Genomic DNA, 11773 nt, shown 5'->3' with positions numbered 1-11773 from the left:
CAGGGGCTTATTTGTCCCGGTGGTTGAAATACGCCCCGGCCGCGAGCCCCACCGCGAACGCGCCGTACACCAGCGCCAGCGATTTTCTGGAGACGCGCTCTTCGTAGCCGGGATGCAGGCGCTTAGGCGTCATGTTGTAGTCGACAAAGCAGGCCATTGCCGCGGTGGCCGCCGCTGCGGCAGTGGTGGCGCCAACCGACTTGCGATCGAGAACCTTTTCGGCAACCTGTTCGAAGATGGCGGCCCAGAACAGCGCGCTGGCATGGTGAATGCCATAGCCGACCAGCGTGTACTTCCACGACGGCCCGTCGCGGTGGAACGCCTTGTCGCCCCACAGCCAGTGGCTGACGGCGTTGGCGCCGCCGAACATGCTGCCGCTTTCCTGTTTCGCGCGCAGCGCCAGCACCACCGTCGATGTCAGGCTCGCCAGCGCGCCCGGCACCATCCCCTTGCCCACGACCTGCTTCCAATTGTCCATAGCGTTATCCCGTTCGTGTGAATGGCCCGCCGCCGTGCTCGCGACAGCTTTTCCCGGCCTTCCCTATACTGCGATAAACCCATCCGAAGAGGGCACCCAATGCTGATACTGCTGACCGGTGCGACCGGTTTTGTCGGCTCCCGCCTCGCACCGCTGTTGCTGGCGCAGGGCCACCGCGTGCTGAGTGCGGGGCGCCGTCCCCATGCCGATGCCCGCATTGGATTCATCCAGGCGGACTTCGCCCACGATAGCGAAAAAAACGATTGGGTGGCGCGCCTGTCCGGCGTCGACGTCGTCATCAACGCCGTGGGCATCATCAGCGAGACGCCGGGGCAGACGTTTGCTGCGCTGCACACGCAAACCCCCCAGGCGCTGTTCGCGGCCTGTGCGGAGGCGCGCGTCAGACTGGTCATCCAGGTGTCGGCGCTGGGCGCGGACGATGCCGCGGTCACGCCGTATCACCGCAGCAAGAAGGCGGCGGACGATTTCCTGGCCGGTCTGCCGCTGCGCTCGCGCATCGTGCAGCCATCGCTGATCTACGGGCCCGAGGGCGCCAGCTCGAAGATGTTCCGCACGCTGGCGACAATGCCCGTGGCGCTGCAGTTCGGCACGTTGCCGCAACCGGTGCAGCCGATCCATGTCGATGACGTCTGCCAGGCCATCCTGGCGCTGCTGAAGGACGATCGCGGCCCGCGCAGCGAGCGCGTGGCGCTGGTGGGCCCGGCGCCGCTGACTTTTACAAGCTATCTTGCCGCGCTGCGGCGGGCGCTGGGACTGGGGCCGCTAAGGGTGCTGCGGCTGCCGTCGTTCGTCGCCCGCCTGGCGGCGCGGGCGGGCCGGTTCATCCCGGGCAGCCCGCTGACGCCCGATTCGCTGCAGATGCTCGAACGGGGCAATACGGCCGACCCGGCCCAGACGATCCGCCTGCTGGGCCATCCGCCCCGGCCAGTGGAAAAATTCATCGTTGAGCGGGATACGGCGCGCCGCGAAGCGCAGCTGGGCTGGCTGCTGCCCCTGCTGCGCATTGCCATTGCCATCGTCTGGATCTGGACGGCAATCGTTTCCGCCTTTGTCTACCCCGTCGACGACAGCTATCGCCTGCTGGAACGCACCGGCATCCCGGCCATGCTGGCGCCACTGATGCTGTACGGCGCCAGCGCGCTCGATCTGCTGTTCGGTATCGGTTCGCTGGCGCTGCCGCGCCGCTGGCGCCGCCCGCTGTGGCTGGCGCAGGTGGGGCTGATCGGCTTTTATACCATCGTCATCGCCTTCCGGCTGCCGGAATTCCTGTGGCATCCATATGGCCCCCTCAGCAAGAACCTGCCCATGCTGGCGGCCATCTGGCTGCTCTACGAACTGGAAAAAGACCCTGTCAACTCACCGGAGAAAACCTGATGGAATACGTGATCGTCAAATGGCTGCACATCCTGTCGTCGACCTTCCTGTTCGGCACCGGTATCGGCTCCGCATGGTACCTGCTGTTTGCCGTCATCAGCCGTAACGTGGCGGCCATCGCCGTGGTGACGCGTATTGTCGTCATCGCCGACTGGCTGTTTACGGGAACGACGATGATCGCCCAGCCGGCCACGGGTTTTTATCTGATCCATCTGGCGGGTTACCCGATGCACAGCGCCTGGATCATGTACTCGATCGGCCTGTTCGTGCTGGCCGCCCTGTGCTGGTTCCCCGTGGTCTGGCTGCAGATGCGGCTGCGCGACCTGTCGGCTGCGGCAGCCAGTGCCGGTACGCCGCTGCCGCCGGCGTTCTGGCGCTATTTCAAGGGCTGGATCATCCTTGGCATTCCGGCGTTCTTCGCCTTTCTCGGCGTGTTCTACCTGATGGTCGCCAAGCCGATGTAACGCCCAGGGATGGAGCGTCTCGCCCCGTTCCTCCCGCGCCAGCCACGCTTCCCGTGCACCCGCATCCTCGAACGCCAACCCCTGCAGGTCCACCTTCGGTATCGCGGCCATCGTATCTCCTGCTGTCGGTGGGCCTAGTTGTAATGCGCTATGATCGCCAGTCAGTCATGGAGGAACGATGTCGAATCCGCTGCTCAACCTGCCGCCACTCGATGCGCTGCGCGGCTTCGTGGCGGCCGCGCGGCGCATGAGCATCACCGCCGCCGCGCAGGACTTGTTCCTGACGCAATCGGCTGTCAGCCGGCAGATCCAGGCGCTGGAAGAACGCCTGGGCACCCCGTTGCTGGTACGTGGCAACCGTCAGATCGCGCTCACTGACGCGGGCGCGCAGTTGTTTGCGCTGGCATCGCCGTGGCTGGACCAGCTGGCGGACCTGACGACGTCAATCCGGGGCGGCGTGCTGGCGGCACCCGTGACGATTTCCGCCAGCATCGGGGTGGCTTCGCTGTGGATCCTGCCGCGGCTCGGCGGCTTCCAGGCGGCGCATCCGGATATCGACCTGCGCGTCGAAACCAGCAACCGCGTAATGGACCTGAAGCAGGAAGGCATCGACCTGGCGATCCGCTACAGTCCCGCCGACAGTGTGCCCGCGGGCGCCGTGCACCTGTTCGCGGAAGATGTCGTGCCAGTCGCCAGTGCGGCCATGGCCGCGACGGCGTTCGCCAGCGATGGCGCGCTGGCCGATCACGTGCTGCTCGAACTGCACGACAAGTCGCATACGTTCCTGCACTGGTCGCCCTGGCTGAAGGCACGCGGCATCGCCCCGCGCCCGCGCGGCACGCTGTACTTCAACCAGTACGACCAGCTGATCCAGGCTGCCATCGAGGGCAACGGCGTGGCGCTGGGACGAATCGCGCTTCTGCTGCCGGCACTGCGCGACGGCCGGCTGGTCGCGCGCATGGAAAGCCGCGACCGCGTGGACAGCCATGCCTACTGGCTGCTGGGTGGCGACGGTGCGCGCCCCGAAGTGGACATCGTGCGCGACTGGCTGCTGGCGCAGGTGGCCGCCACCGTGGCGGAGCTGGACGACTTCATCGGCTGACCGTCCGCATGCGCGCCGCGCATGGCTCGCATGCGGATTGGCCGGTCGTCCGGTGCCATGCGCGCCGCTATCCTCTCTGGCAGGAGGAACATCATGAAAAAATCCATTTCGCCGCTGACGATCGTCATCTGTGGCGGCATCATCATTGGTCTGGCCATGGGCGTGCGCCACGTGCAGGGACTGTTCATGCTGCCGATGACGGCGGCGCGGGGCTGGGGCAGGCAGGAGTTTGCCCTGGCGCTGGCGCTGCAGAATCTCGTCTGGGGCCTGGCGCAGCCGCTGACCGGCATGCTGGCCGACCGCTGGGGCGCGCGACGCGTCCTGGTCGCAGGCTGCGTCCTGTATGCCGCGGGGTTGACGCTGATGGCGCAGGCGACGACCGGCACGCAACTGGCGCTGTCGGGCGGGCTGCTGGTCGGCCTGGCGCTGGCAGGGACCACATTCGGCGTCGTCTACGGCGCCATCAGCCGCCTGGTGCCGCCGGCACGGCGCAGCTGGGCGCTGGGCATGGCCGGCGCCATCGGCGGTGTCGGCCAGTTCGCGCTGGTGCCGGCCGCGCAAGGGCTCATCGGCGGCGTTGGCTGGGCCGCCGCACTGACCGTGTTTGCCGTCGTACTGGCGCTGGCGCTGCCGCTGGCGTGGCCCCTGGAGGATCGGATCGCCGGCGCTCCCGCGCGGCAGGCGCAATCGATGCGTCAGGCCATCGGCGAGGCATTGTCGCACCAGGGCTTCTGGCTGTTGAACCTGGGCTTTCTGGCCTGCGGCTTCCAGCTCGCATTCATTGCCGGCCACTTCCCGGCCTACCTGCTGGACCGGGGCTTTTCCGCCAACACCGGCGTGGCGGCGCTGGCCATCGTGGCACTGGCCAATGTGGCGGGCACGTATGCGTGCGGCCAGCTGGGCAGCCTGTATCGGCGCAAGCATCTGCTGGCTTGCCTGTACCTGGTGCGTTCGGCCACGATGCTGGCGTTTGTCGTGCTGCCGACCACCACAGCGACCGTCTACCTGTTTGCATTTGTCATGGGACTGACGTGGCTGGGCACCGTGCCGCTGACGAACGGGCTGGTGTCGCAGGTGTTCGGCGTGCAGTACATCTCGACGTTGTTCGGCTTCGTGTTTGTCGGCCACCAGCTGGGCGGTTTCCTGGGTGTCTGGATGGGTGGCGCCGTGTTCGATGCAACGCATTCGTACAACCTGGTGTGGGCGGCCGCCATCGGCGTGGGCCTGCTGGCCGCGGCGCTGCACTGGCCCATCGACGACCGCGCCGTCGTGCGCGCGCAGGTGGCATGATGGCCTGCCGTCGCGAAGCGGCCGCATTGATCGCCGTGGTACTCGTCCTGTGCGCGCTGTGCGCCTGGGCCGTGCATGCCGTGCTGGCGCCGGAGAACGTGCTGGCCTATGCCAACCTGCTCATGCTGTGCCAGGGCTAGTCATGCCTTTTGCCGCCGTGCGGGCGATGTCGGCAAACGCCTGTACCGCCGGCGCGGCCCGCCCCAGGTTGCGAAACACCAGGCCCACCCGGCGCCGCACAGCGGGGCGCAGCGGCCGCAGCACGATGCGCTGGTGCGTCTGCGCCAGCGCATGGGGCAGCGCCAGCTCCGGCAGCACCGTGATGCCGTCCGCGTTGTCGACCAGATGCAGCACCGTTACCATCTGCGACATCCGGTAGCGCACCTGCGGCGCCAGTCCGGCACCGGCGAACAGCGGCTCGATCAGCGCCGAGCACCCCGCTTCGGGCATGATGAACGGCTGTCCGCTCAGCTCCGCCAGCGTGACGGCGCGCTTCTGCGTCAACGGATGATCGCGCGGCAGCAGCGCCACCAGCTGATCCACCACGAGTGGCACCGTATCGAAGCGCTCGTCCGGCAGCACGGCAAAGCCGACGTCGACACGGCGGTCGGCCACCCACTGCAGCACGGCCGCATCCGGTCCCTCGTCGATCTGCACTTCCACGCCGGGATAGCGGGCGCGGAACGCTGCCAGGATGGCCGGCAACAGCTTCAATGACGATGTCGGCCCGAACGATCCGATGCGCAGCAGGCCCTGGTGCATGCCCCGCGCCACAGCGGCGTCCTGGCGCATGGCTTCGGCCAGCCCGATGATTTCACGGGCGCGCAGCAGCAGACGCTGGCCCAGTTCCGTGACGGTGACGGCGGCCTGCTCGCGCTCGACCAGCTGAGCGTCCAGCTCATTTTCCAGCGACTTGATGGCGTGGGAGACGGCGGACTGGCTGATGCCGAGCCGCAGTGCGGCGGAGGTGAAGCCGCGCATCTCGGCCACCATGACAAAGATCTCGAGCTGGGTAAAAGTCATAGGAAGGTCGCCATGAGTTTTTGCTCATTTGCGCATGAATCGGGATAAGTAATACTGTATGCCTTCCGCTACCTTCACTGCAAGGCCAACATGAAAACCGCCAGCCCGCCGCTCGTTGCACCACTCGTCGCGCCGCTCGTGTACGTCAAACTTGTTTTCGTCACCCTGTTCTGGGGCGGCACCTTTATCGCCGGCCACATCGTCGCCCATGCACTGCCCGTGATGACGGCCGCCGCGCTGCGCTTCGCCGTGGCCGTCGCGTTGCTGCTGCTGGTGGCGTGGCGGCGCGAAGGCGGCCTGCCGCGGCTGTCGCGCCAGCAGCTGCTGGCCACCGCCGTGCTGGGTCTTACCGGCATCTTCCTCTACAACCTGTGCTTCTTCGGTGCGCTGGGCCAGATGCCGGCGGGCCGCGCGGCGCTGTTCATCGCCCTCAACCCCGTCGTGACGGCGCTGGCCGCGGCGATGCTGCTGCGCGAGCGGCTCAGCGCCGTCAAGTGGCTTGGTATCGCACTGGCTTTTGCCGGTGCGGCCATCGTCATTACACGGGGCGACCCGGTCGCCGCGCTGCACGACATCAGCCAGTCGGTTGGCCTGGGCGAACTGCTGATGCTGTGCGCGATCAGCAGCTGGGCCGCGTACACGCTGGTGGGCAAGTCCGCATTGAAGGGCCTCAGCCCGATCGCCGCCACGACATATGCGGCGCTGTGGGGCCTGCTGTTCCTGACGATCGGCGCCGCGGGCAGCAGCGCGGCCGTCGACTGGTCGACGATCGGCTGGCAGGTGTGGTTGGGCCTGGGCTACCTGGGCGCGTTCGGCACGGTGCTGGGATTCGTCTGGTATTACGAGGGAGTAAAAGCCATCGGCGCCTCGCGCACGGCCGTATTCAATAACCTGGTGCCGGTGTTCGGCATCAGCCTGGCCGCGCTGCTGCTGGGCGAACAAGTCCTGGCGTCGATGGTGGCCGGCGGCGTGATGGTGGCCGCCGGCGTGACGTTGACGAACCGCTGACTATTTCGCGGCGACGGCTTCGACCTGGATACGCAGCGCAACGTCCATCGAGAAGCCGTAGTCCTTGCCGGCCGTCAGGCCGAACGCCTCGCGGTTGATGGTGGCCGCGGCATCGGCACCGCACAGTTCGCGCTTGAGCATCGGGTGCGGGACGCACTTGAAGCTGTTCAGCTTCAACGTGACGGGCTGCGTCACGCCATGCATCGTCAGTTCGCCCTGCACCTCCGTCGGCGCGCCGTCCTCGAAGCCGGTCAGCTTGCCGCGGTATTGCGCCTTGCCGCCGGCACGTTTCACGTCAAAGAAATCCTTGCCGATCGCCCACTTGTTGAGCTGATCGTGGCCGAAGTCGATGCTGGCCAGGTCCATGACGATATCGACGCTGCCGCTGCCCGCTTCGCGGTCCATGACGACCTTGCCACTGCTCTTGTTGATCTTGCCGCGCCATACGGAGATGCCCATGTGGTCGGCCTCGAAGCTGGGGAACGTGTGGGTCGGGTCGATATCGTAGTTGACCGGCGCGGCCATGGCGCCGGTGGCGGTGGCCGACAAAATCAGTGCTGACAGCAGGCGCTTCATGCGGCAGCTCCTTTCAGCGTGGCGAGGTATTGTTCGTAGACGTCATACATGCCGGCAAAACCCTGCTGCATGGACGGGTGGCCGGCCAGGAACGTGCCGTATTCGGCCGGGCTGGCGTCGACGGGCACGGAGTGCAGGGTCATGACGGTGCCGCCGTTGTCGTCTCCGAGCGTCACGGTGTTCAGCACCTCGAGAGGCCACATGGGCAGCAATGGGTAGCGAATGCGGTTGCCCGCTTCGTCGGCGAAGCCGTTGACGAAGGTAAAGCGATTCGGTGCGTCGATCTCGCGGTAGTCGATGCGGCCCCACACGTCCATGCCGGCGGCGCCGGCGTCGCGCGGGTGCATACAGTAGTGGAACACGCCGCCCGGCTTCGCCTCGGCGCGTCCCACGGTGATCGTGCATTCCTTCGGGCCCCACCAGTGCCGCAGGTGGTCCGGTTCCATCATCGTGCGAAAGACCAACTCGCGCGGTGCGTCGAAGCGGCGGCGGATCGTGAGGGCGATGCTGTCGGTGCCAGTTTCAGGGTTTGTCATTGCCTGCCTCCATGGGTTGTCCGATAGGCAAGTTACGCCGCTCCGCCCGTCGTGTCAACGGTCTGCCGGCGCCGGCGGCCTTACCACGTGTATTGCAGGTCGACCTTGAACGCATACTCCTGGGTGCATGGCACCCCATGGCACAGCGGCGGCTTGTATTCCTGCAGCACGAGCAGGTTGGCGAAGAGTTTCGTTACTTCCGGGTCCGGCGACCTGTAAACGCGCACTTCGCTGGCCTTGCCGTCGGGACCGACCATGACCCCCGCGTCGAAAATGCCTTCCATATGCACCCGGCGGCGGATCTGCACGATCGTCTCGTAGACCCGTTTCAGGCCATGTTTCGGGAAAGGCGGCTCGTCATCGGCCGCCATCGATTCGTAGGGCGCGCGCACGATGGCCTTCTGCTCGTCGGTCAACTCCGCGTAGGTCTTGTCGAACGGGATGCGGCCCCGCGCCGCATCCCGGCGCAGGTGGGACCCGGTGCGCTCCTCCGCCTTCAATTTGTATTGCGGTGCCGGCAGCCGGGATTGCGCCACCAGGCTGCCGCACATGAAGAGGGCGATGGCGCCCGCGGAGAGAGTTTGTTTGCGCACACATGCCCCCTAAAAGGCATAGTTATACCTTCAAAAGTGGCCTGTAAAACTCTCGCTTTATCACGCTGCGGTCAAATTTTCACCACCCGGTGCCCGCGCAGTAGCGCCGCACGTACTGCTCATGCTGCGGCAGCTGTGCCACGGTGCGGTCGATCGACGTGGCGATCGAGCCGAGGAAGTGGGCCAGCTCCTCGTCGCCCATCAGGTCTGCCGTCTGGTGGTGCTGACGCGGCATGATGCCCTGACCCAGCATCACCTGGATCCACGAGTTTTCCGCAAACAGTTCATTGGGAATGCGGAACACGCGGCCCGTCTCGCGGAACAGGTCGATGCGGTGCTGCAGCGAGGCTGGCACCTTCATGCTGGCCGCGTCGCGCCAGTATTGGGTGTCGCGCCGGTTCGTCACGTTGTAGTGCAGGATGATGAAGTCGCGGATATGGTGGATTTCCGTTTCCGCCTGCTTGTTGTATTCGTCCACGTCGGCCTGGCTGATGCCGTCGGTCGGGAACATCTGCATCAGGCGGATGATGCCGCGCTGGATCAGGTGGATACTGGTCGACTCGATCGGCTCCAGGAAACCGCTGGCCAGGCCGATGGCGATGCAGTTGCCCTTCCATGTCTGGTGGCGCTGGCCCGGCTTGAAGCGGATCACGCGCGGTGCCGTCAGCGCTTCGCCTTCGACATTGTCCTGCAAGGTGCGCAGCGCCGTGTCGTCGTCCGTGTAGCGGGTTGAATAGACGATACCGTTGCCGGTACGGTGCTGCAGCGGAATGCGCCATTGCCAGCCTGCCTCGCGACCGATGGCGCGCGTCAGCGGTACCGCCTCGCCCACGGACGTCGTCTGCAGCGCCACGGCACTGTCGTTGAACAGCCAGTGCGACCAGTCCTCGTACCCGACACCCATCGTCTCGCCAATCAACAGGGCGCGAAAGCCCGTGCAGTCGATGAACAAGTCTCCTTCCAGCTCGGCGCCGGAATCGAGCCGCAGCGCGCGGATGTCGCCGCCGATCAGGTCCTTGCGCACTTCGGCGATCTTGCCCTCGATGCGCTGCACGCCATACCGCTCTGAAAAGCGGCGCAGGAACTTCGCATAGCGGCCCGCATCCATGTGATACGCGTAGTTCATGCCCGCCTTGGGCAGGTGCGCGAAGCGGTTCTGCAACGATGCCTTCAGCTCCAGGCAGTAGTCGCCATAGTCGCCGGCCAGCCCGCGCTCGCGGCCCTTGTGCCAGAAGTGCTGGAAGCCGGCTGTCCAGTGATCGGTACCCGTGGTGCCGAACGAGTGGACATAGTTCTCGTTGGCGTTGCGCCAGTTCTCGAAGCTGATGCCCAGTTTAAACGTGGCCATTGTCTCGGCCATGAACTCGCGCTCGTCGATTTCCATCAGGTGGTGGAAATTCATCAGCGTTGGAATGGTTGCCTCGCCGACGCCGACAGTGCCGATTTCATCGGACTCGATCAGTTTGATGTCGAGCCGCTTGCCCAGCGATTTGGACAGGCCGGCGGCCACCATCCACCCCGCCGTGCCGCCGCCGGCAATGACGACGCGCCGGATCGGGCGCTGTTGTTTTGTCTGTTCCACGCTTGTCTCCTTGTTGTTTTATTCAGCGGTTCAGCCGCTTGAGTAACTGCGCGCGCAGCGCACGCGTGGCATCCGCATCCAGCGGGCCGAGCACGCGCCGCGCGGCCGGCGGGATGTGGGCCACCGTGGCGTCATCGGCCTCGAACACGTAGTGACGGAACAGCTCCGCCCACGCGGCGCGCTGCGCCGGCGGCAGGTCGCGCACCGTCATGATGGCGTGCATCAGCGCGGTGGTCGGCGTGTCCATGTAGCCGGGCGACTGGCGCCACCAGTAGTTGACCAGCACATTGAAGCGGTCCAGCGCTTCCACGTGGTGCCACCACATGCCGGGGATGAACAGCGCGTCGCCCGCCCCCAGTTCGGCCACCTGTGCGTGCCGCTGCGCCTCGGCGAATTTCGGGAAGCGGTCGAAGTCGGGATGCTTGAAATCCACCAGGCTGATGGCCTGGCCCGCCGGCGTGAAGTCGAGCGGCCCGATATACAGGTTCTCCAGCTGCTCGGGCGGAAACAGGGTAAAACGGCGGCGGCCGACGGCCACGCAGGCCAGGTTGTCCGGCAAATCGTAATGGGCGGCGATGCGGGTGCGGTTGCCGATCCAGATGCTGGCCAGTGCATCGCGGCCGTGCAGGTTGACGTCGTTCTCGGTGCGAAAGCCCGGCAGGCACGTATCGATGGCGGTGGAGCCGACATAAATCGCCGGCGGCTGCTCGTCGTTGCGGTGGTCCTCCAGTTCCGCCAGCACGCCGTCCAGGCGCACGTTCGCCGGAAAGAAATTGAAGCCTGACAGGTCGTCGTTATAGAAGAAGCGGCCGTCGATATCGGGCCGGCCCAGCATTGCGACGACGTTCATGCCCTGGTAGAAGCGGCGCAGGTAGGCGCTGGCCGTCTGCTGCGACGCCAGTCCCGCCCGCACCATCGGCCAGCGGGCCACGAGGCCGCGCACGATCAGCGGCTGCGTCGACGCCAGGATGCGCGGCGTCAGCTCGTCCGGATGGACGCCATGCAGTTCAGCGACGGGCAGCATTCTTGCGGGCGATCAGCGCGCGGAACTGCGACAGCGACGCGACGGCCATGTAGACCGGCTGCAGGAAGCCCGACCTGTGCAGCCGCCCCAGCGCGGTGCCGTCCAGCGCCGCCAGGCGTTCCTCATGGATCGTATAAAAGCCGGCCAGCCGGTTCTGCGAACCGTCATCGAGCTCGATGTCGAAGACGAACGACTCCAGCAGCTCGTGCTCCAGCAGCGCTTTGACAAACCCGGGCAGGGTCTGCAGGCCCTGGTGGATCGTCAGCAGCACGGAATTGATGCGCTCCAGGTACGGCGTGACGCCGCCATATTCCAGGAACAGCGGCTCGCCGTCGTGCGTGCCCACGCGCGGATGTTCGACGTCGATATGCACCATCAGTTCCTCACCCTGGCGCCCGATCAGGAACGGCTGGCGTTCGATCAGCAGCGGCACCTCCGGCGCGTCCCAGCCGGTATCGTTCAAGAACAGGTTTTCGCCGGGCTGGAAGCCGAACAGCGCCACCGGCTCGAACGACGTCGCGTCGTCCGTCTTGCGAAACACGATCGGGTAGTGCGCCTGCAGCGTGCGGAATTCGGCAGGGAAGGTGAGGGCGAACATCACGTCGTCCCCCAGGGCGGCGGAGCGCTGCGTGAGCACGCGCAGGTCCTTGTGCTGGACGTTATTGAGCAGTACGGGATTGGGCATCTTGTCTCTTGGTTGTC

14 protein-coding genes are annotated in these 11773 nt (G+C 66.0%); 6 read left to right on the top strand and 8 right to left on the bottom strand.

The genetic code is table 11. The annotated features are described in order from the left end of the window. Positions 1 to 7: 7 nt before the first annotated feature. Complete coding sequence (locus E1742_RS16335) at positions 8 to 478, bottom strand: hypothetical protein (protein ID WP_134386040.1); 471 nt, start codon at positions 476 to 478, stop codon at positions 8 to 10. A gap of 99 nt (positions 479 to 577) precedes the next feature. Here E1742_RS16335 and E1742_RS16330 point away from each other — a divergent pair, with 99 nt between their 5' ends. The 5 genes from E1742_RS16330 (at position 578) to E1742_RS26220 (ending at position 4869) form a co-directional block, all read left to right on the top strand. Continuing rightward, positions 578 to 1873, top strand: coding sequence for an SDR family oxidoreductase (locus tag E1742_RS16330; RefSeq protein ID WP_134386039.1), 1296 nt, complete (start codon positions 578 to 580; stop codon positions 1871 to 1873). After that, positions 1873 to 2337 (top strand): DUF2269 family protein, encoded by a 465-nt coding sequence (locus E1742_RS16325; protein ID WP_134386038.1) that lies wholly within the window; start codon positions 1873 to 1875, stop codon positions 2335 to 2337. Before E1742_RS16330 ends, E1742_RS16325 begins: the two co-directional genes overlap by 1 nt. A gap of 178 nt (positions 2338 to 2515) precedes the next feature. Beyond that, the gene (locus E1742_RS16320; RefSeq protein ID WP_134386037.1) at positions 2516 to 3439 is read left to right on the top strand and encodes a LysR substrate-binding domain-containing protein; all 924 of its coding nucleotides are present in this window, start codon (positions 2516 to 2518) and stop codon (positions 3437 to 3439) included. Between the two features lie 90 nt (positions 3440 to 3529). Beyond that, entirely contained in the window at positions 3530 to 4729 is a 1200-nt protein-coding gene (locus E1742_RS16315) for an MFS transporter (protein ID WP_134388208.1), read from the top strand. Beyond that, positions 4726 to 4869 (top strand): hypothetical protein, encoded by a 144-nt coding sequence (locus E1742_RS26220; RefSeq protein WP_166793509.1) that lies wholly within the window; start codon positions 4726 to 4728, stop codon positions 4867 to 4869. The genes E1742_RS16315 and E1742_RS26220 overlap by 4 nt, the downstream gene beginning before the upstream one ends. Here the strand turns inward: E1742_RS26220 and E1742_RS16310 are convergent. Then, on the bottom strand, positions 4850 to 5752 hold the full coding sequence (locus tag E1742_RS16310; RefSeq protein WP_134386036.1) for a LysR family transcriptional regulator: 903 nt from the start codon (positions 5750 to 5752) through the stop codon (positions 4850 to 4852). The two genes, E1742_RS26220 and E1742_RS16310, sit on opposite strands and share 20 nt — an antisense overlap. Before the next feature lie 90 nt (positions 5753 to 5842). On the opposite strand from E1742_RS16310, the gene E1742_RS16305 reads away from it, so the two are divergent. Further along, positions 5843 to 6760, top strand: a complete 918-nt coding sequence (locus E1742_RS16305; protein WP_134386035.1) for a DMT family transporter — start codon at positions 5843 to 5845, stop codon at positions 6758 to 6760. Here the strand turns inward: E1742_RS16305 and E1742_RS16300 are convergent, their stop codons facing one another. The 6 genes from E1742_RS16300 to E1742_RS16275 form a co-directional block, all read right to left on the bottom strand. Beyond that, positions 6761 to 7336, bottom strand: coding sequence for a YceI family protein (locus E1742_RS16300; protein WP_134386034.1), 576 nt, complete (start codon positions 7334 to 7336; stop codon positions 6761 to 6763). Then, positions 7333 to 7872, bottom strand: coding sequence for an SRPBCC family protein (locus E1742_RS16295; protein ID WP_134386033.1), 540 nt, complete (start codon positions 7870 to 7872; stop codon positions 7333 to 7335). Before E1742_RS16295 ends, E1742_RS16300 begins: the two co-directional genes overlap by 4 nt. An 80-nt stretch (positions 7873 to 7952) precedes the next feature. After that, complete coding sequence (locus E1742_RS16290; protein ID WP_134386032.1) at positions 7953 to 8465, bottom strand: hypothetical protein; 513 nt, start codon at positions 8463 to 8465, stop codon at positions 7953 to 7955. 79 nt (positions 8466 to 8544) lie between these two features. Beyond that, entirely contained in the window at positions 8545 to 10047 is a 1503-nt protein-coding gene (locus E1742_RS16285; RefSeq protein WP_229466026.1) for a tryptophan halogenase family protein, read from the bottom strand. Between the two features lie 22 nt (positions 10048 to 10069). Further along, positions 10070 to 11071 (bottom strand): cupin-like domain-containing protein, encoded by a 1002-nt coding sequence (locus tag E1742_RS16280; RefSeq protein WP_134386031.1) that lies wholly within the window; start codon positions 11069 to 11071, stop codon positions 10070 to 10072. Further along, positions 11055 to 11756, bottom strand: a complete 702-nt coding sequence (locus tag E1742_RS16275) for a SapC family protein (RefSeq protein WP_134386030.1) — start codon at positions 11754 to 11756, stop codon at positions 11055 to 11057. The genes E1742_RS16280 and E1742_RS16275 overlap by 17 nt, the downstream gene beginning before the upstream one ends. Positions 11757 to 11773 lie beyond the last annotated feature (17 nt).

The sequence above is a fragment of the Pseudoduganella plicata genome (genome assembly GCF_004421005.1).
In the GTDB taxonomy this organism is placed as follows: domain Bacteria; phylum Pseudomonadota; class Gammaproteobacteria; order Burkholderiales; family Burkholderiaceae_D; genus Rugamonas; species Rugamonas plicata.
This window is presented reverse-complemented; position numbering and strand designations above follow the sequence as displayed.

What these genes read in the sequence shown, in the direction of transcription:
- E1742_RS16335 (WP_134386040.1), bottom strand. Translation starts at nt 478, where the DNA reads ATGGACAATTGGAAGCAGGTCGTGGGCAAGGGGATGGTGCCGGGCGCG.
- E1742_RS16330 (WP_134386039.1), top strand. Translation starts at nt 578, where the DNA reads ATGCTGATACTGCTGACCGGTGCGACCGGTTTTGTCGGCTCCCGCCTC.
- E1742_RS16325 (WP_134386038.1), top strand. Translation starts at nt 1,873, where the DNA reads ATGGAATACGTGATCGTCAAATGGCTGCACATCCTGTCGTCGACCTTC.
- E1742_RS16320 (WP_134386037.1), top strand. Translation starts at nt 2,516, where the DNA reads ATGTCGAATCCGCTGCTCAACCTGCCGCCACTCGATGCGCTGCGCGGC.
- E1742_RS26220 (WP_166793509.1), top strand. Translation starts at nt 4,726, where the DNA reads ATGATGGCCTGCCGTCGCGAAGCGGCCGCATTGATCGCCGTGGTACTC.
- E1742_RS16310 (WP_134386036.1), bottom strand. Translation starts at nt 5,752, where the DNA reads ATGACTTTTACCCAGCTCGAGATCTTTGTCATGGTGGCCGAGATGCGC.
- E1742_RS16305 (WP_134386035.1), top strand. Translation starts at nt 5,843, where the DNA reads ATGAAAACCGCCAGCCCGCCGCTCGTTGCACCACTCGTCGCGCCGCTC.
- E1742_RS16300 (WP_134386034.1), bottom strand. Translation starts at nt 7,336, where the DNA reads ATGAAGCGCCTGCTGTCAGCACTGATTTTGTCGGCCACCGCCACCGGC.
- E1742_RS16295 (WP_134386033.1), bottom strand. Translation starts at nt 7,872, where the DNA reads ATGACAAACCCTGAAACTGGCACCGACAGCATCGCCCTCACGATCCGC.
- E1742_RS16280 (WP_134386031.1), bottom strand. Translation starts at nt 11,071, where the DNA reads ATGCTGCCCGTCGCTGAACTGCATGGCGTCCATCCGGACGAGCTGACG.
- E1742_RS16275 (WP_134386030.1), bottom strand. Translation starts at nt 11,756, where the DNA reads ATGCCCAATCCCGTACTGCTCAATAACGTCCAGCACAAGGACCTGCGC.